At 72.9% G+C, this 19139-nt stretch carries 14 protein-coding genes; 10 read left to right on the top strand and 4 right to left on the bottom strand.

All coding sequences use genetic code 11. The features are described 5' to 3' along the window. Positions 1 to 223 precede the first annotated feature (223 nt). Positions 224 to 1849 (top strand): MFS transporter, encoded by a 1626-nt coding sequence (locus tag ACF08B_RS25625; RefSeq protein ID WP_392319579.1) that lies wholly within the window; start codon positions 224 to 226, stop codon positions 1847 to 1849. 99 nt (positions 1850 to 1948) lie between these two features. Beyond that, positions 1949 to 3139: an acyl-CoA dehydrogenase family protein gene (locus ACF08B_RS25630; RefSeq protein ID WP_392319580.1), complete on the top strand. Its 1191-nt coding sequence runs from the start codon at positions 1949 to 1951 to the stop codon at positions 3137 to 3139. A gap of 38 nt (positions 3140 to 3177) precedes the next feature. Here ACF08B_RS25630 and ACF08B_RS25635 read toward each other — a convergent pair whose 3' ends face one another. Continuing rightward, on the bottom strand, positions 3178 to 3615 hold the full coding sequence (locus tag ACF08B_RS25635) for a cell division protein SepF (protein WP_392168812.1): 438 nt from the start codon (positions 3613 to 3615) through the stop codon (positions 3178 to 3180). Between the two features lie 311 nt (positions 3616 to 3926). Here ACF08B_RS25635 and ACF08B_RS25640 point away from each other — a divergent pair, with 311 nt between their 5' ends. Further along, positions 3927 to 5102 (top strand): DUF5685 family protein, encoded by a 1176-nt coding sequence (locus ACF08B_RS25640; RefSeq protein WP_392319581.1) that lies wholly within the window; start codon positions 3927 to 3929, stop codon positions 5100 to 5102. A 22-nt stretch (positions 5103 to 5124) separates the two neighbouring features. On the opposite strand, the gene ACF08B_RS25645 is transcribed toward ACF08B_RS25640, so the two are convergent. Next, positions 5125 to 6072, bottom strand: coding sequence for an ABC transporter substrate-binding protein (locus ACF08B_RS25645; RefSeq protein WP_392319582.1), 948 nt, complete (start codon positions 6070 to 6072; stop codon positions 5125 to 5127). A gap of 419 nt (positions 6073 to 6491) precedes the next feature. Here ACF08B_RS25645 and ACF08B_RS25650 point away from each other — a divergent pair, with 419 nt between their 5' ends. The 7 genes from ACF08B_RS25650 (at position 6492) to ACF08B_RS25680 (ending at position 14390) form a co-directional block, all read left to right on the top strand. Further along, the gene (locus ACF08B_RS25650) at positions 6492 to 7349 is read left to right on the top strand and encodes an amino acid ABC transporter permease (RefSeq protein WP_392319583.1); all 858 of its coding nucleotides are present in this window, start codon (positions 6492 to 6494) and stop codon (positions 7347 to 7349) included. After that, positions 7346 to 9106 carry an FAD/NAD(P)-binding protein gene (locus tag ACF08B_RS25655; RefSeq protein WP_392319584.1) on the top strand — a complete coding sequence of 587 codons (1761 nt, stop codon included), beginning with the start codon at positions 7346 to 7348 and terminating at the stop codon, positions 9104 to 9106. Before ACF08B_RS25650 ends, ACF08B_RS25655 begins: the two co-directional genes overlap by 4 nt. A gap of 39 nt (positions 9107 to 9145) precedes the next feature. Continuing rightward, entirely contained in the window at positions 9146 to 9907 is a 762-nt protein-coding gene (locus tag ACF08B_RS25660) for an amino acid ABC transporter ATP-binding protein (protein WP_392319585.1), read from the top strand. A 52-nt stretch (positions 9908 to 9959) separates the two neighbouring features. After that, entirely contained in the window at positions 9960 to 11054 is a 1095-nt protein-coding gene (locus ACF08B_RS25665; RefSeq protein ID WP_392319586.1) for an LLM class flavin-dependent oxidoreductase, read from the top strand. 13 nt (positions 11055 to 11067) lie between these two features. Further along, entirely contained in the window at positions 11068 to 11850 is a 783-nt protein-coding gene (locus tag ACF08B_RS25670) for a DUF1684 domain-containing protein (protein WP_392319587.1), read from the top strand. 226 nt (positions 11851 to 12076) lie between these two features. After that, positions 12077 to 12976: a S1 family peptidase gene (locus ACF08B_RS25675; protein WP_392319588.1), complete on the top strand. Its 900-nt coding sequence runs from the start codon at positions 12077 to 12079 to the stop codon at positions 12974 to 12976. A 331-nt stretch (positions 12977 to 13307) separates the two neighbouring features. Next, on the top strand, positions 13308 to 14390 hold the full coding sequence (locus ACF08B_RS25680) for a S1 family peptidase (protein WP_392319589.1): 1083 nt from the start codon (positions 13308 to 13310) through the stop codon (positions 14388 to 14390). A gap of 290 nt (positions 14391 to 14680) precedes the next feature. On the opposite strand, the gene ACF08B_RS25685 is transcribed toward ACF08B_RS25680, so the two are convergent. Beyond that, positions 14681 to 15661, bottom strand: coding sequence for an ImpB/MucB/SamB family protein (locus ACF08B_RS25685; RefSeq protein WP_392319590.1), 981 nt, complete (start codon positions 15659 to 15661; stop codon positions 14681 to 14683). Then, positions 15658 to 19110 carry a DNA polymerase III subunit alpha gene (locus ACF08B_RS25690; RefSeq protein ID WP_392319591.1) on the bottom strand — a complete coding sequence of 1151 codons (3453 nt, stop codon included), beginning with the start codon at positions 19108 to 19110 and terminating at the stop codon, positions 15658 to 15660. The genes ACF08B_RS25685 and ACF08B_RS25690 overlap by 4 nt, the downstream gene beginning before the upstream one ends. Positions 19111 to 19139: the final 29 nt, after the last annotated feature.

A 19139-nucleotide genomic window follows, 5' to 3' on the forward strand; every position in this document is an offset into this window, starting at 1 on the left:
CGCCGGGTCGTGGTCAAGAGGAGACGGTGTGGCGTACGCCACACGGGTTCCGTCGAGCGTGTGAGAGGTCCGCCACGTGACCGGGCGGTGAACTCGCGTACGCTGACGAGTCACCTGCGTGGGTTTGCGCGGGCCGGAGACCCCGCTCCTCTCCGGCCGTACGACAGGGAGTCCCCACCCCGTCGCTCCGCCCCACGCGAGGGATCATCTGGGAGGTACGTACATGTCCGGGACGACCACGGCTGCCGTACGGCCGCGCCGTCGGACGGCCGGGGCCGGTGCCAACCGCTGGGTCGTCCTCGTCGTCCTCTGCGTGAGCCTGCTGCTCGTCGCCCTCGACGCGACGGTGCTGCACGTGGCGGTCCCCGCCGTCACCGAGGACCTCAGACCCGGTGCCGTGGAACTGCTCTGGATCGTCGACGTCTACCCCCTGGTGTGCGCCTCCCTGCTGATCCTCTTCGGCACCCTCGGCGACCGCGTCGGCCGCAGACGGATCCTGCTGCTCGGCTACTCCCTCTTCGGTGTCGCCTCCGCCGTCGCCGCCTTCGCGCCGACCGCCGAGGCCCTGATCCTCGCCCGCGCGCTGCTCGGCGTCGGCGGTGCGATGATCATGCCCGCGACCCTGTCCATCCTCCGGCAGGTCTTCCCCGACCGGCGCGAGCGCGCGCTCGCCATCGGCATCTGGAGCGCGGTCGCCGCCGTCGGCGCGGCGGTCGGGCCGCTGCTCGGCGGCTTCCTGCTGGAGCACTTCTGGTGGGGCGCGGTGTTCCTGGTGAACATCCCGCTGATGCTGGTCAGCCTGCCGGTGGGCCGGATCCTGCTGCCCGAGTCCCGCGGCGACGGGCGCGGCCCCTGGGACGTGACCGGCGCGCTGATGGCGGCGGCCGGTCTCTTCGGTGCCGTCCTCGGGGTCAAGCGGGTAGGCGGCGGCGAGGCGGTGCTGAGCCCCTTCACCCTGCTGCCCCTGCTGGGCGGCGCGGCCCTCCTCCTTCTCTTCGTACGGCGTCAGCGCCGGCGCCCCCATCCGCTGGTGGACCTGCGGATGTTCCGCCGGCCCGCGTTCAGCACCTCCGTGGGCTGCATCGTGCTGGCCATGCTGGCGCTGGTCGGTCTGGAGCTGATCGCCGCGCAGTACCTGCAACTGGTGCTCGGCCTCTCGCCCCTGGAGACGGGCCTGCGGCTGCTGCCGCTGACCGTCGCCGCGATGGGGGCGGGGCTGGCGGGCGCGCGGATGCTGCGCCGCTTCGGACCGCGCCGGATGGTGTGCCTCGGCTTCTGCCTGACGGCCGCCGCCGTGCTGACCCTGACGGCGATGGGCGCCACCGACGACACGGCACTGCTGCTGGCCGGCTTCGTGCTGCTGGGCTTCGGCCTGGAGACCACCCTCTTCGGCGCCTACGAGTCGATGCTCAGCGAGGCCCCGTCCGAGCAGGCCGGCGGCGCGGCGGCCATCGGCGAGACGTCGTACCAGCTGGGCGCCGGCATCGGCATCGCGCTGCTCGGCAGCGTGATGAACGCGGCGTACGCGCCGGGGCTGCGCTCGGTGCCGGGCGTGCCGCGGCACGCGTCGGCCGCGGCGGGCCACTCGCTCGGCGAGGCCTACGAGATCGCCGGGCGCCTCGGCGGGTCCGCCGGGGCCGCGCTGCGCCGGGCGGCGCGGGACTCCTTCGTGCACGGACTCCATGTGACGCTCCTGGTGAGCGCGGGTCTGCTGCTGCTGGGCGCGGTGATGGCGCTGCGGCTGCCGCGGACCATGCAGTGCGGCGAGGAGCAGGCCGCGGCCGAGGTGGGACTGCCGGCGCCCCGGGAGGCGGAGCGGGCGGCCGCGCAGCCGCGGGTCTCCGCCTGATCCCCTCTGGACGTGCGGGACACTGCACCGTAACGTCGGCCGGAGAGCCGTAACTAGCGCTGCTAGTTTTGCTGATTCCCGTGTCCCGGAGGGTGTTCCATGTCCGCGTCCGCGAAGCTGCCCCCGTTCGATGCCGCCGACCCGCTCGGGATCGACGACCTGCTGGACCCGGAGGACCTGGCCGTCCGGGACACCGTCCGGAGCTGGGCCGCCGACCGCGTGCTGCCGTACGTCGCCGACTGGTACGAGAAGGGCGAGCTGCCGCAGATCCGCGAGCTCGCGCGGGAGCTCGGCGCCATCGGCGCGCTCGGCATGTCCCTCACCGGCTACGGCTGCGCGGGCGCGTCGGCCGTGCAGTACGGGCTGGCCTGCCTGGAGCTGGAGGCCGCCGACTCGGGCATCCGCTCCCTGGTCTCGGTGCAGGGCTCGCTCGCCATGTACGCGATCCACCGGTTCGGCAGCGAGGAGCAGAAGCAGGAGTGGCTGCCCCGCATGGCGTCCGGCGAGGTGATCGGCTGCTTCGGCCTGACCGAGCCCGACCACGGTTCCGACCCCGCCGCCATGCGCACGTACGCCAAGCGCGACGGCGACGACTGGGTGCTCAACGGCCGCAAGATGTGGATCACCAACGGCTCGGTCGCCGGCGTGGCCGTGGTCTGGGCGCAGACCGAGGAGGGCGTGCGGGGCTTCGCCGTACCCACCGACCGGCCGGGCTTCTCGGCGCCCGAGATCAAGCACAAGTGGTCCCTGCGCGCCTCCGTCACCAGCGAACTCGTCCTCGACGACGTACGGCTGCCCGCCACCGCCGTGCTGCCGGAGGTCACCGGACTGCGCGGGCCGCTGAGCTGCCTGTCGCACGCCCGCTACGGCATCGTCTGGGGTGCGATGGGCGCCGCGCGCAGCAGCTTCGAGACGGCCGTGGAGTACGCGAAGACGCGCGAGCAGTTCGGGCGGCCCATCGGCGGCTTCCAGCTCACCCAGGCCAAGCTCGCCGACATGGCGGTCGAACTGCACAAGGGAATCCTGCTCGCCCACCATCTGGGGCGGCGGATGGACGCCGGCCGCCTGCGTCCCGAGCAGGTCAGCTTCGGCAAGCTCAACAACGTCCGCGAGGCCATCGAGATCTGCCGGACGGCGCGGACGATCCTCGGTGCCAACGGGATCTCCCTCGAATACCCCGTGATGCGGCACGCGACCAACCTCGAGTCGGTGCTCACCTACGAGGGCACCGTCGAGATGCACCAGCTCGTGCTGGGCAAGGCGCTCACCGGGCTCGACGCATTCCGGTGAACCCCCGGGGGGAGGCAGGGCCGACGGGCGGCCCTGCCTCAGCTCTGGTTGAAGAATCCGTCCTCGCGACGTGACGCCGGCTCGCCGCTGATGATCTCCGTGTTGGAGGGCGTCAGCAGGAAGACCCGGTTGGCGACCCGCTCGATCGTGCCCCGCAGGCCGAAGGTCAGCCCCGCGGCGAAGTCCACGACGCGCTTGGCGTCGGCGGGCTCCATCGCCGTGAGGTTCATGATGACCGGGACCCCGTCCCGGAACAGCTCGCCGATGGCGCGGGCGTCCCGGAAGCTGTCCGGGGTCACCGTGCCGATCCGGCGGCCCTTCTCCTCGGCCGTGTCCGTGGCCACCTTCACCCGGGGGTCGGTGACCCAGGCGGCCCCGGACTCGGTGCCCTCGGAGTAGTCGTCGTCGTAGTAACGCTCGTCATCGTTGTCGTCGACGAGGCCGAGCCACGCACTCGCCTTGCGTACCGATCCCATGGACGCCTCCTCTCACAGCGGTCTTTCGTGCTTTCCGCATCCCTATGGTCATCCATGATGCGGACGGTGCGCCAAGTGGATAGACGCCGCGCGGGGGGTTTGTGACGGTACTGGTGCACAGCGGATCCGTCGAGAGTCCTTGTGCCCCAAGGGCTGAGACTCATACGGATGCTGACTGTGAGTGAAATATGATTGTCAGGGGCGGATGGGTGACGCGCGGGGCGTACGGGTGAACGAGGGTCCTGATACGACCCGACAGTCGGCCGATACGATGCCGAGCTCAACGTTGTGGCACGGCACGGGGGATCGAAGTGTTCGGAATCGTCAGGCCCTGCTCCCACCGGCTCGGGGAGCACCTCAAGACCCAGTGGATGGCGCACTTGTGTGGGCTCTGCCTCGCACTGCGCCGCGACCACGGACAGTTCGCACGCATCGTGACGAACTACGACGGCCTGCTCATATCGGTTCTGACGGAGGCTCAGGCCGGGACGACGGCCGGCTCCCGGCGCACGGCCGGGCCCTGCGCCCTGCGCGGGATGCGCACGGCCTCCGTCGCCCAGGGCGAGGGCGCGCGGCTCGCCGCCGCCGTCTCGCTGGTGCTCGCCTCGGCGAAGGTGCGCGACCATGTCGCCGACCGTGACGGCCTGCTGGCGCGCAAGCCCGTGGCCGCCGCCGCGCGCCGGGTCGCCGCGGGCTGGGGCCGCGCGGGCGCGCACAGCGGAGCCGCGGTCGGGTTCGACACCGGCGTCCTCGTCGAGGCGGTCGACCGGCAGCTCGGCATCGAGACGCTCGCCGGTCCCGGCACCCCGATCCTGACGGTCACCGAGCCGACCGAGACCGCGACGGCCGCCGCCTTCGCGCACACCGCGGTGCTCGCCGGACGGCCGGGGAACGCGCGGCCCCTCGCGGAGGCCGGGCGGCTCTTCGGCCGGCTCGCCCACCTGCTGGACGCCGTCGAGGACCAGGAGGCCGACGCGCAGTCGGGTGCGTGGAACCCGCTCACCGCGACCGGCACCTCCCGGACCGAGGCGCGCCGGCTCGCCGACGACGCCCTGCACGGCATGCGGCTGGCGCTGCGGGACGCCGAGTTCAGCGACGGGAAGCTCGTCCATCTCCTCCTGGTCCACGAACTCCGGCGCTCCGTCGACCGGGCGTTCGGCACGGGGGCGTGCGGACACGGACCCGAGGCCTCCTTCGGACCGCCCCCGGGCCACCACGCGCCCCCCGCGCCGGGCAACCCCTACGGCACCCCCTTCGGCGGCGAACCGCCGCGCCCGGACAAGCGGGGCTTCTGGGCCGGGTGCGCGGCCGCCGTCGGCCTGTGCTGCACCTGCAAGGTCTGCTGCGCCGACGAGTACGAGGGGCCGTGGTCCCGCAAGAAGCGCGAGGGCTGGTGCGGCAACTGCGACTGTGACTGCTCGTGCTGCGAGGCCTGCCAGTGCTGCGAGTGCTGTGAATGCTGCTCGTGCTGCGACTGCGGGGTCTGAGGCGCGCCCGTCCTTCGGTTCCTCAGTTCCTCAGCTCCGGCGGGGAGATGCGCGACGTGGTGATCGCGGACCCGGACGTGCCCCACTTCTTCAGGATCCTGTCGTACGTGCCGTCGGCGATCAGCTTGTTCACCGCCGCCCGGAAGGCCGGGGCCAGCCGGGTGCCCTTCTTGAAGGCGAAGCCCACGTCGAGCCGGTGGAACTCGTTGAGGAATCTCAGGCCCGGCTGGTGGGCGACGGCGTACCGCAGGCCGTTGATCGTGGACATCACGACATCGCTGCGGCCCTGCTGGAGCGAGGACCAGACCGCGCCGGACTCGGCGTACGTCTGCACCTCGTACGCCTTCTCGCCCGCGTCGGTGCACACGTGCCTGCCGGCCTCCAGGGTGGCCTCGAACGTCGTGCCCGCGCCGGTCGCGACGTTCAGGCCGCACAGCTGCTTCAGGTCGGTGATCTTTTTCAGCTTGCTGTCCTCGCGGGTGGCGAAGCCCTGGCCGTCGTTGACGTAGGTCACGAAGTCGATGGTCCCGCGGCGTTCGTCCGTGACGCCGAAGTTGCTCGCCCCGAAGTCGTACTTGCCGCTGTCCAGGGCGGGCAGGATCGCCTCGAAACTCGCCTGCTCCACCTTCAGACGGACGCCGAGGACGTTCGCCACCGCCTTGGTGACGTCGACGTCCTGACCGGTCAGGGTCCTGCCGTCGGACAGATAGGTGGTGCCGGGCGGGGTGCCGCCGACACTGACGGCGACGGTGAGGCTTCTGGTCCCGGCCGGCAGCAGTCCCGCGACCGCGTCGTCCTTCTTCTCCGCGGACACGACGTCCGCGGTGGGCACGTCGTCGGACGCGGCCGCCACGCCGGAGGCGTCCGCGCCGCCCGGACCGCCGGAACCGGAGCCGCAGGCGGTCAGCAGCAGAGTGGCCGACGTGATGGCGAAAAAGGGCAGGAAATGGCGACGAACCGGCGTACGCATCGGGAAGCGGTCTCCTGGAGCGGAAGGATGTGAGGCAACGCGAGGGAGGAAGCGCGAGGGGAGGGGTGCGCGTGTGAAGGCGTGGCGGAACACGGGAGAACGCGAAGACACCCGCCGCGAGGCGGGGGCGCGCAGGGGGTCAGCTCAACAGGAGGAGGACCACACGCGACCGAAGTCGATGTGGGAGCGGGTGACCAGCCACTGCTGCGGATGCATGGGCCAAGTGGAACAGGCATCAGATGACCCGTCAACCGACTTGAGACGTACGGCTCACAGTATGGACATCCTTGACAGCGCACTGAAACGGACGCGTACTCTCGGCGCACGGCCCTGCTGAGGGGCTCGGCCGTGTCCCGCGCCGCTGGGCGCGCCCGTGTGAAGGCACCACCCCCTGACTCTTCGTGTCACGGAGCCTTCGCATGTCATCCGACACCCTCGCCCAAGTCCCCACCGCACCGGAGAAACCCGGGCCCGCGAACGCGCCCCGGATCGTCCCGCGGCGCCGGTACGGGCAGTGGGCCGCCGCCGTCCTGGTGCTCGCCCTGCTCGGTGCCGCCGTCACCTCGGTCCTGCGCAACAAGGCGTTCCAGTGGGACGTCGTCGCCGACCACTTCACCTCGGACTCCGTCCTGCGCGGACTGTGGCTCACGCTGTGGCTGACCGCGGTGGTGATGGTCCTCGGGTTCGCCCTCGGCACCCTGCTCGCCGGCTTCCGGCTGTCCGCCAACCCCGTGCTCAGAGCGGTGAGCCGGGGCTATGTCTGGCTGTTCCGGTCGATCCCGGTCCTGGTGCAGCTGCTGCTCTGGTTCAACATCGGGGCGCTGTACCCGAAGTTGTTCGGCGTGCGGACGGTCGACCTGCTCAGCCCGGTCGCCGTCGCGATCATCGGGCTCACCCTGCACGAGGCCGCCTATGCCGCCGAGGTCGTCCGGGGCGGCATCCTCTCCGTGGACCGCGGGCAGATCGAGGCCGCCCAGGCACTCGGGCTGAGCCGGTGGCGGCGCGGGCGGCGGATCGTGCTCCCGCAGGCCATGCGCGCCATCGTGCCGCCGGCGGGCAACCTGCTCGTCGGCACCCTCAAGGGGACCTCGATCGTCAGCGTGATCGCCGTCAACGACCTATTGTTCTCCACCCAGTTGATCTACCACCGCACCTACCAGGTGATCCCGCTGCTGATGGTCGCCACCCTCTGGTACGCCGTCGTCACCTCCCTGCTCGGCATCGGCCAGCACTTCGTCGAGAAGCACTACGCGCGCGGCACGGAGGACGCGCGATGAGGCCTCAGCTGGTGATCGTGGGAGCCGGGCCGCGGGGGACCGGCATCCTCGAACGTCTCGCCGCCAACGCCCCCGAGCTGTACACCGGTACCGGCCTCGACATCCACCTGGTCGACCCGCACCCGCCGGGCGGCGGGCGCATCTGGCGCGAGGCCCAGTCGCCGCTGCTGTGGATGAACTCGCACGCCGAGGACGTCACCATGTTCACCGACGACACCGTGCTGATGGACGGCCCGGTGCGCGAGGGCCCCACCCTGCACGAGTGGGCCGCGCTGGGCGGCCGTACCTTCGCCGACCGGCGGCTCCAGGGCCGCTATCTGCGCTGGGTCCACGAACAGGCATGCGCCGAGCTGCCGCCCGGCGTCACCGTCCACCACCACCCCCGCCGCGCCCTGCGGGTCACCGGCTCGCCCGAAAGCCGCCAGCAGGTATGGCTGGAGGACCGCCCGCGCCCCCTCCACGCCGACCTGGTGATCCTCGCCGTCGGCCATCTGGACGCCGAGCCGGACCCGCCACAGGCCGGGCTGGCGGGGTACGCCCGGGCGCACGGCCTGGTGCACCTGCCGCCCGACTTCACCGCCGACAGCGACCTGTCCGTCCTGCGGGCCGGCGAGCCCGTGCTGGCGCGAGGCTTCGGGCTGGCCTTCGTCGACCTCATGGTGCTGCTCACCGAGGGTCGCGGCGGACGGTACGAGGGGGACACCTACCTCCCCTCCGGGCGGGAGCCCGTGCTGTACGTCGGCTCACGGCGCGGGGTGCCGTACCACGCGAAGATCGGCTACGACTGGACCGGCGACCGGCCCCCGCTGCCCCGCTTCCTCGGCCCCGCCGAGGTGCGCGGGCTGCTGGCCAGGCCGGACGGGTTCGACTTCCGGCGCGACGTGTGGCCCCTGGTGGAGAAGGAGCTGGGGTTCGCCCACTACCACCGGCTGTTCACCGCCCACCCCGAGCGCACCGCGATGCCGTGGACCGCCTTCGAGGAGAAGTACGCGCTCGCCGACGGACCCGCCGAGGCCGGCGCGCTCATCGCCGCCGCCGTACCGGACCCGGCCGACCGGCTCGACCTCGCCGCGCTCGACCGTCCCCTCGACGGCGTGCGCCACACCTCCCACGAGGCGTTCCAGGAAGGGCTGCGCGGCTACATCGAGGACGACCTGGCCCGCCGTCACGATCCGGCGTACAGCGCCGACCTGGGGGTCTTCCTCGGGCTGCTCTCCGTCTACGGGCAGCTCGTGCGGCTCGGGAACACCGGCACCCGGTGGCACGGGTTCTTCAGCTACCTGGCCTCCGGGCCGCCCGGGCCCCGGCTGCGGCAGATGCTCGCGCTGTCCCGGGCCGGCCTGCTCAGGTTCGTCGGCGCCGACATGACCGTCACCGCCGAGGACGGGCTGTTCCGGGCCACCAGCCCCACCGTGCCGGGCTTCCGCGTCGAGGCCCGCGCGCTGGTCGAGGCCCGGCTGCCCGAGCCCACCGTGGGACGGGCCCGCGACAGCCTGCTGCGCGAACTGCACGCCGACGGCGCCGCCGAGACCCCCGACGGCCTGCTCCGGGTCGACCCCGGTGACTGCCGGATCCTCGACGGCACCGGGCGCCCGCACCCGCGGCGCTTCGCCCTCGGCCCGTACACCGACGCCCGTACCCCCGGCGCCTTCACGCGGCCCCGCACCGGTGGGCCCGCGTTCCGGCAGAACGACGCCGTCGCCCGGGCGGTGCTGACCTTCGTGCGGGACCGGGCGGCCGGACGCGCCGCCGCCTGAGCCACCCCCTTCCGCGAACTCGTAAAGGAAACGCATGCGATGACCGTCATGGTCGACATCAGGTCGGTGCACAAGAGCTTCGGCTCGCTCGACGTGCTCAGGGGCATCGACCTCCAGGTACGCGCCGGAGAGGTCACCGTCGTGCTCGGTCCCTCCGGCTCCGGCAAGTCCACGCTGCTGCGCACCGTCAACCACCTGGAGAAGGCGGACCGGGGCGAGATCCGGGTGGACGGCTCCCTCGTCGGTTACCGGCGCGCCGGGGACAAGCTGTACGAACTCCCCGAGCGCCAGGTGCTCCGACAGCGCACCCGGATCGGTTTCGTCTTCCAGAACTTCCGCCTCTTCCCGCACCTCACCGTCCTCGACAACGTCGTCGAGGCACCGGTGTCCGCGCTGAAGCGGCCGCGGAAGGAGGCCGAGGCGAGCGCGCGCCGGCTGCTGGCGCGCGTCGGGCTCGCCGACAAGGCCGGCGCCTATCCACGGCAGCTGTCCGGGGGGCAGCAGCAGCGGGTCGCCATCGCGCGGGCCCTCGCGCTGGAACCCCGGCTGCTGCTGTTCGACGAGCCGACCTCGGCCCTCGACCCCGAGCTGGTCGGCGAAGTGCTCGACGTCGTCCGGGACCTGGCCGACCGGGGCACGACGATGATCGTCGTCACGCACGAGATCGGGTTCGCCCGGGAGATCGCCGACACGGTCGTGTTCATGGCCGACGGGAGGATCGTCGAACAGGGCCCACCCGAGGAGGTGCTCGGCGCTCCGCGGGAGGAGCGGACGCGGGCGTTCCTCTCGAAGGTGCTGTGAGGATGGCCGGCTCGCGGCCGTCACCGCGGAACGGCATGCGGAGGCGCGGGGCATGAGCAGTCTGCTGCACCTCGCCGCCGCCCTAGACCAGCCGGACGTCCTGGACGCCGGAAGCCACGTCGAACTCGCCCGGCTCGCCGAGCGCGGCGGGCTGGACTTCGTCACGCTGGAGGACTCCCCGGACCCACCCGGTACCGACGCCCTCGCGGTGCTGTGCCGGGTGGCGACCGCGACCCGGCGGATCGGCCTGGTCCCGACGCTCACGACCACCCGCACGGCGCCGTACCGCGTGCGGGCGGCCGTGGCCACCCTGGACCGGCTCGGCCGGGGGCGGGCCGGCTGGCGCGTCGACGTGTCCGGCGACACGGAGGAGGCCCGGCCGTCCGACGGCCGGCCCGCGGCGCCGGACGGGACATCGCGGTACGGGACGGGCGAGGACACCGGCTCGGCGACGGGACCGCGGGAGGTGCGGGAGGGCGGCACGGCGGTGAGACCGGGGGGCGGCGCGGTCGTGCGGGACCCGGCGGCCGGCCGGCTCCCCGGCCATGAGCGGGCGCACCCGGCCGGTTCCGCCGCCACCGCCCTCCAGGACCGCGGCCCGATGCCGCTGCCGGGTCCGGTGCCGGGCGACTGCGTCCGCGTGGTCGACGCCACCGACGAGCGGACCTGGAGCGGTGCCGCCCGGCACGCGGACGTGGCCCTGGTCCGCGCCGCGACCCCGGCGCGGGCGGCCGCCGTACGCGACGAACTGCGCGCGCGTGCGGCCGTTCACGGACGGCGGCCGGACACGCTGCGGGTCCTGGTGAGCCTGCTCGTGGATCTCGGCGACGGCGAGTACGCGGCCGCACCGGGACACGGGGGAGGGGGCCCGCGGCCGACCGCGCGGGGCCCGCTCTACCGGGGCGGCCCGGTCGACCTCGCGGAACTGGTCGCCTCCTGGCACGCCGACGGCGTCACCGACGGCTTCCACCTGCTGCCCGCCGAACCGCGCCGCGATCTCGAGCGGCTGGTCAACGGCACGGTGGCGCTGCTTCAGCACCGCGGACTGTTCCGTACGTTCTACCCGGGCAGCACCCTGCGCGAGCACCTGGGCCTCGCCGCACCGGCGTACCGGACGGCCCCGCGGGGAAAGGCCGAACACCGATGAGAGGAAGGACGGCATGACGACGGACGCGTCCGAGGCGTGGAAGCGGTGGCACGAGCAGCGGGTGGAAACGGTTTCCGCGCCCTACGGACCGCTCGCCCTGACCGCCACCCACTGGATCGAGGACTATCCGGAGGGGCGACTTCCGGACATTCCCGGGATCTGGGCAACGGATGGTGCGGGAGTCGTGCTCACCGCCGCCGAAGCCGACAGCCTCACCGTGGACGGCCGGCCCTTCACCGGCGGGCTCCCGCTCACGGCCGACGGCGGGCCGGCGGCCGGGTCGCGCGTCGCGCTCGGCCGGAGACGACTGTCCGTCCTGGTCCGGGAGGGTGTCTGGGGTGTCCGGGTCTACGACCCCGAATCCGCGGGCCGGCGCGACTTCCGGGGCATCGAGGCCACCTCCTACGACCCCCGCTGGTCGGTGCCGGGGCGCTACACGCCGTACGACGGCCCCCGTACCGTGCGGGTCGGCAACGCGGACGGCCGGGAACGCGGGCTCGCACTCGCCGGCGAACTCGCCTTCACCCTCGCCGGGCGGGAACGGACGCTGCAGGTGGCACGGCAGGGCGACGGGCGGCTGTGGGCGGTGTTCGCCGACACCACGAGCGGCGACACCGGCTTCCGGTTCCGCTTCCTCCATCCCGAGGCGCCGGACGTCGACGGCCGTACCACGGTCGACTTCAACCGGGCCCAACTCCCGCCGTGCGCCTTCGCCGACCACTTCATCTGCCCTTTTCCGCCACCCGGCAACACGCTGGACCTGGCGGTGACCGCGGGGGAGCGCGCGCTGACCTGACGTCAGGGAGGAGCCCGGGGCAAGCGCTTGCCGGGGTGGGCGCACCGAGATGGTTCAAAGTCCAACGGCCGAAAGGCACCCTTGTGCCGACCGGCCGTTCGGCCGAATACTCCCCCTCAGCGCTTGTCAGGGGCATGCGTGTTCGGAAACCAGCCGCGCCCCTGGCTGCGCCTCACCGGGCCCCGACCCCACGCGGGCCCCCGACTTCCCTTGGAGGGAACGAAACGTGAGGATCAAGCGCACCACTCCCCGCAGCGGCACCGCCAGACGGACCCAGCTCCTCGCCGTGGCCTCCGGCTTCCTGGCCGCGGCGGCGTTCGCCACCCCCACCGCGAACGCCAGTGACGCCCACACGTTCAGCGCCACCCAGCTCAGCACGGCGAGCGCCTCCGTGCTCAAGGCCGACGTCCCCGGTACGGCCTGGGCGGTGGACGGCAAGACCAACCGTGTCGTCGTCACCGTCGACAGCACGGTGTCCAAGGCCGAGATCGCCAAGATCAAGAAGCAGGCCGCCGGCACCGCGGGCGCGCTCACCATCAAGCACACGGCCGGCAAGTTCAACAAGCTGATCACCGGCGGCGACGCGATCTACGGCGGCTCCTACCGCTGCTCGCTCGGCTTCAACGTGCACAGCGGAAGCACCTACTACTTCCTGACCGCGGGTCACTGCGGCGAGGTCGCCTCCACCTGGTACAGCAACTCGGGGCACACCACGGTGCTGGGCACCAACGTCGGCTACAGCTTCCCGGGCAACGACTTCGCGCTGGTGCGGTACACCAACTCCTCGGTCGCGCACCCGAGCGCGGTCGGCAGCCAGACCATCAGCCGCGCGGCCACCCCGTCCGTGGGTACGACCGTCTACCGGCGCGGTTCCACCACCGGCACGCACAGCGGCCGGGTGACGGCACTGAACGCCACGGTCAACTACGGCGGCGGTGACATCGTCTACGGCCTGATCCAGACCACCGTGTGCGCCGAGGGCGGCGACAGCGGCGGTCCGCTCTACTCCGGGTCCACGGCCTACGGTCTGACCTCCGGCGGCAGCGGCAACTGCAGCTCCGGCGGCACGACCTTCTTCCAGCCGGTGACCGAGGCGCTGAGCTACTACGGAGTCACGCTTCCCTGACGGTTCCCCTTCCGGATTCACCGGGCCCCCGCACGCCGTGCCGCGTGCGGGGGCCCGCCGTTGTGCGCTCCAGGGGAGGTGATTTTCGGCCAGGCATGACGGTCACCGTCCGCCGAGCGGTTACTCGCTCGTAGTGTTTGCAGCGCGAACTTCCAGGCGTGCGCGAGGACCTGAACGCGAGACGGCGCGTGCGCACCGCCGCCGCGCGCGTCCTGAAGTCGACCTTGTGTGCTCCCTGTGCCGTTAGGAAGAGTAGGCGCCCGTCAACCAGCCTTCCGGCCCGTCAGGTCCCCACAACCCGACCGGCCGACCCCCCACAGGAGGACACGAGTTGAAGCACCGACGCATATCCGGGCGGCGCGCGGCCATGGCGGGCGGCGCCGTGGCCGCACTGGTCGCCGCGGGTGTCACCTTGCAGAATGCGAACGCCAGCGAACCCGCCCCGGCCGCCCCGGAGCTACGGATCCTGTCGGCTCCGGCGGCCGGAAAGCTCGCCTCGACCCTCGGCAGTGACCTCGGCGCCGACTCGGCCGGCAGCTACTACGACGCCCGGGCGAAGCGCCTCGTCGTGAACGTTCTCGACGAGACCGCGGCGAAGACCGTCGAGGCGGCCGGGGCCAAGGCCAGAATCGTCGCCAACTCCCTCGCCGAACTGGGTGCCGCGCGCACCACGCTGAAGACCGACGCGACCATCCCCGGCACCTCCTGGGCGACCGACCCGGTCAGCAACAAGGTCGTCGTCACCGCGGACCGGACGGTGTCCGGCGCGAGGTGGGACAAGCTCAGCAAGGTCGTCGACGGTCTCGGCGCAAAGGCCGAACTGAAGCGGTCCACGGGGAAGTTCAAGCCCTTCATCGCCGGTGGCGACGCGATCAACGGATCGGGCGGCCGCTGCTCGCTCGGCTTCAACGTGGTCAAGGGCGGGCAGCCGTTCTTCCTGACCGCCGGCCACTGCACCCAGGCCATCTCCACCTGGACGGACTCCAGCGGCAAGCAGATCGGGAAGAACGAGGAGTCCCACTTCCCGGGGACCGACTTCGGCCTGGTCGAGTACACGGCCCAGGTGGAGCACCCCAGCGAGGTCGACCTCTACGACGGCACCTCCCAGAAGATCACCGGCGCCGCCGCGGCCACCGTCGGCATGAAGGTGACCCGCAGCGGTTCGACGACCAAGGTGCACTCCGGCACGGTCACCGGCCTGAACGCCACGGTCAACTACTCCGAGGGCTCGGTCAGTGGTCTGATCCAGACCGACGTGTGCGCCGAGCCCGGCGACAGCGGCGGCGCGCTCTTCTCGGGCAGCGACGCCGTCGGCCTGACCTCCGGCGGCAGCGGGGACTGCACCGCCGGCGGAGAGACCTTCTTCCAGCCCGTCACCGCGGCCCTGAAGGCCACGGGCACGCAGATCGGCTGACCCCCCGACGGCCCCACACCGCGCCCCGCCCCGGTCTCCGGGGCGGGGCGCGGTGCCGTGCCACCGGGCCGGGCCTCGTGGCGAGCGACGCCTCCGGCCGGTGGTCCGCGGCGGATTCGGGCGGGTGCTCGTCCGTCACCGCGGCCCTCACGGCCGCGGGTCCGCAGTCCGGCCGAGCCATCGGCAGCCCGGTGCGAAGGCCCGGCCGGGCCTTCGAGGGCGGGGGCGTGCCGGGGCGCCCGGGCCGGCAGGTGGGTGGCCGGGCATCGCGGGGCCCCGGCCGGCGGTGGTCAGTCCGCCAGTGCGGCCGGCCGTACCGCCTGTGGTCCGAAGCGTCGGCGTGCCCGGTCCGCGGCGGCTTCGGCCGCGCGTGCCCGCCCGTCGCCGGGGTCCAGCGAGAGCTGGCGGTAGGCGCCGCCGGCCGGCAGCAGGCCGTCGGCGCGGAGCGCGAAGGCGCGGACTCTCGCCCGTTGCAGCCCGAGGGCGGTCAGCAGCCCGAGGGCGGTCGCGGCGAGGGCGGGGGAGTGGTCGGTCGCCTCCGGCAGCGTGCGGGTGCGCGCGGTGGAACTGCGGTCGGCGTAGCGCACGGTGAGGGTGAGCCGGCCGGCGACCTGCTTCTCGCCGCGCAGGCGCTGGCCGATCCGGTCGGCGAGGCCCAGGACGGCCCGGTGCTGCTGCGCCGGGTCGAGGCAGTCCCGGTCCAGCACGACATCCGCGGTCAGGTGCGCCGCCGGTTCCGCGGGGGCGACCGGGCGGGGGTCGTGGCCGCGGGCGCGCTCGGCCAGCAGGCGGGCCGAGCCGGCGCCGAGGAGCCGTTGGAGGGTCGCCATGGGGAGGTCGGCGATCTGGCCGATGGTGTGCAGCCCGTACCTGCCGAGCGTGTCCGCCGTGGCCCGTCCGATCCCCGGCAGCGCGGTGACCGGGCGGGTGTACAGCCAGTCGGCGGCCCGGTCGGCGGGGACCCAGGTGGCGTGTCCGGGCGCGGCGGTGTCGGCCGCCATCGCCGCCAGCATGCGGTTGCCCGCGAGCCCGGCGCTGCTGTCGATGCCGTAGAGGAGCTTCAGCCTGAGCTGGGCCGTCTGGATCAGCTCGTAGGGAGACAGGTCGAAGTACCTGAGCGCCGAGGTCAGGTCCAGCTGGACGGCGTCGGGCGGAACGGCCTGGACATGGGGCGTGACACCGGACATCAGTTCGATGACGTCGTCGTACCGGGTCTCCTCCGGTGCGGCGTGCAGATGGATGTGGGCGATGTGCCGCTGACGCGTCGTCATCCTGCGCTCCCCTGACTGGTGTACCCGAACTTCTTCAGGTCCGCCGAACGGCTGCCGGCGGGCTGCAGATCGGCGTACGGATGCAGCCGGGCGCCCGTGGTGCCGTTGGCCAGGGTCCGCCCCGGCTGGGCGGGAGTCGGATGCGGATGACGGGAGCCGATGAGGGCGAGCGCGGCCTCCGGGCCGTCGTCGCGGCGGGCGGCGGCGATCTCGTCCAGGTCCCAGGCCATGGTGCCGACCACGGTCCGGCGGGTGCCGCGCACCTGGACCGTGCCGCGGACCAGCAGCAGCCCGCTGTGGAAGACGGTGTACGCGCAGGCCGGGTGGGAGTCCTCGAAGAACGCCAGGTCGACCAGGCCCGAGCCGTCCTCCAGGGTGACGAAGATGATCCGCTTGCCGCTCGCGATCGGCGGTGTCTGGGTGGAGGCCCGCACACCGGCGACGAGGACCTGCTGACCGGCGCGCAGTCCGGACAGGTGGGCCGCGTCGGTCGCGCCGATCTCGCGCAGCAGCCGGTGGTGGTGCTCCATCAGGTGCTTGGAGACGTCGATGCCGAGGGTGCTCAGCTCGGCGCTCAGGGCCTCGCGTCCGGTCAGCTCCGGCAGGCCGCTCGGCTCCGCCCCGCCGACCGCGTGCGTGTCGAAGGGCAACTGGCCCTTGCCCGCCGACCTGCTGCGGGACTGCCGGTGGAGTTCGGCGATCTGGAGCAGCAGGTCGCGCCGGGTGAGGTGGCCGTCGTGGAGGGAGTTCAGGGCGCCGATCTCCGCGAGGCGTTCGGCGACCGGCCTGCTGGGCCGCCCCCGCTGCCAGAAGTCCGACAGCGATCCGTACGGCTGCCCCTCCTCGATCCGGGCGCACTCCTCCTCGCCGATGCCGTGCACCGCGGAGAGGGCGAGACGTACACCCCACTGTTCCCCGTCGGCCTTCTCCACGGTGTGTTTCACCCCGGAGTGGTTGACGTCGACGGGCAGCACCGGCACACCGCGCCGGCGGGCGTCGGAGACGAGGACCCGCTTGGGCCACATGCCCGGGTCGTGTTCGAGGAGGCCGGCCAGCAGGAACGCCGGATAGTGGGCCTTGAGCCAGGCGCTCTGCAGGGCGGGTACGGCGAAGGCGACCGCGTGCGCCCGGCAGAAGCCGTAGGCGCCGAAGGCCTCGACGGTCTTCCAGACCTGGTCCCGCACCTCCTCGGAGTAACCACGCGCCTCCGCCCGCCGGTGGAACCAGTCCCTGATCCCCGGCATCCGCTCCTTGTCGCCGAGCGCCCGCCGGGCCATCTCGGCCAGGGCGCGGTCGCAGCCCGTCATCACCGACAGCGTCTCGATGATCTGCTCGTGCCAGATCGTCACGCCGTAGGTGTCGGAGAGCACGGGTTCGAGGTCCGGGTGGGCGTACCGGGGTGTGCCGCCGTGGCGTGCGGCGATGTACCGCTCGGGCATGCCCCCGGCGACCGGTCCGGGACGGAAGAGGCTGATGTCGGCGATGACGTCCTGCGGATCGCGGGGCTGCAGCCGGGACAGCAGGTCCTGCTGGCCGGGCGACTCCAGCTGGAACAGCCCCAGGGTCTGGCTCTCCTGGATCAGCTTGAACGCGAAGACGTCGTCGAGCGGCACCTGCTCGGGGTCGTCCAGGTCGATGTGGTTGCCGGTGGTCCGCTCGATCTCGGTGACGGCGTGGGCCATCGCCGACTGCATACGGACCCCCAGCACGTCGAGCTTGATGTTGCCCAGCGCCTCGATCTCCTCCTTCGCCGCCATGGCCATGGGGTAGTCCCCCTGCGGTGTGGGCTGCACCGGCAGCCGGTCCAGCAGGGTCGCGTCGCTGACGACCACGCCGCAGGGGTGCATGGCCATGCCGTGGACCAGGGAGTCGAGGCCTTCGGCGAGCTCCCACAGCGGTCCGTACCGGTCGGCCTCGGCGGCCAGTTGCCGCAGTTCGGGCAGTTCGGCGAGCGCGCCGCTGATGTCCGAGGCCCGCAGGTGCGGAAAGCTCTTGGCGATCCGGTCGACGTCCGCGGGCGCGATGCCGAGGGCCAGGCCGGTGTCCCGCAGGGCCCGGCGGGCCCGGTAGGTCTCGGGCATCGCGGTGACCGCCACCCGCTCCTTGCCGAACCGCTCGAAGATCGTGTCGTAGCACTCCAGCCGCCGGGCGGACTCCACGTCGATGTCGATGTCGGGCAACGACGCCCGGCGCACGCTCAGGAAGCGTTCGAACAGCAGGCGGTGGTCGAGCGGGTTGGCCGTGGCGATCCCCAGGGCGTGGCAGACCATCGACCCGGCGCCGGAGCCGCGGGCCGCGACCCGGATGCCCTTCTCCCGGATGTCGGCCACGACCTGGCCGACGGCGAGGAAGTACGAGTCGTAGTCCAGCTCGGAGATCACGCCGAGTTCGTCGTCCAGCCGGTCCAGGGCCGCCCGGTCGCGGTCGAGGCCGCGTCGGACCAGGCCGGCCTCGCACCGCGCGCGCAGCAGTCGCGCGGCGCCCGCCGTGCCGGGGCCGGCGCCGAAGAGCGACGGCTCCGGGAAGTGCGGCCTGCCCAGGCCGAGGTCGGCCGCGGGGTCGACGGTGCACAGGTCCGCGGTGGCGACGGTGTCCGCCAGCAGTCGCTCGGCCCGCCGGGCGTCGGCTCCGGCGCACTCGGTGATCATCAGCGCGGTGGCCGCCATGCTCTTCTCGTCCTTGAGCCAGCGCTGCCCGCTGTCCAGCCGGCGCCGGTCGATCGGCCGCAGCAGTCTCGCGGCGTCCAGGACGTCGGCCAGCCGGTGCTGGTCCGGGTCGGCGTAGCGGACGGAGTTGGAGAGCACCGCGGTGGTGCGGGTGCGGTCGGCGAGCGCCAGGGTGCGGGCGGCGAGGCGGAGCGAACCGGGACCGGTGCCGAAACGTTTATGCACCACGGCTTCCAGCCTGATCCCCTCGCCGAAGATCTCCTGCCACGGTGCCAGCAGCCGCACGGCCACGTCCTCCCGGCCGGCCGCCAGGGCCCGTACCGGTTCCGAGAGCGGTCCGAGCAGCACGGTCAGACCGGGGCCGCCGTACTCGCGCAGCGCCTCCCACGGCACCACCGGAGGCGTACCGGACACCGCGCCGACATGGCCGGCCGACGTGATGCGGCACAGCCGGGCCCATCCCTCCCGGTTCCGCGCGAGCAGCGTGAACCGCAGCGGCGGTTCGACGACGTGTGCGCCACCGCGCGCGGGGGTGCGGTGGCGCTGGGCGGGCGGTGGCGGCGCGAGGGCCGCCACCGCGAGGTCGATCCCGAAGATCGGCCGTATCCCCGCTCCGGCGCACGCCTCGGCGAACCGGACGGCGCCGGTGACGGTGTCCCGGTCGGTGAGCGCGAGCGCGGTCATGCCCCGCTCGGCCGCCCGCCGGGCGAGATGCTCGGGCTGGGCGGCGCCGTAGCGGATGGAGTAACCGGACGCGACGTGCAGATGGGCGAAGCCCGCCATGCCGCACCTCCCTCACTCCACCCCTTTTC

It is taken from the genome of Streptomyces sp. NPDC015139 (genome assembly GCF_043079785.1).
Lineage (GTDB): Bacteria > Actinomycetota > Actinomycetes > Streptomycetales > Streptomycetaceae > Streptomyces > Streptomyces albidocamelliae.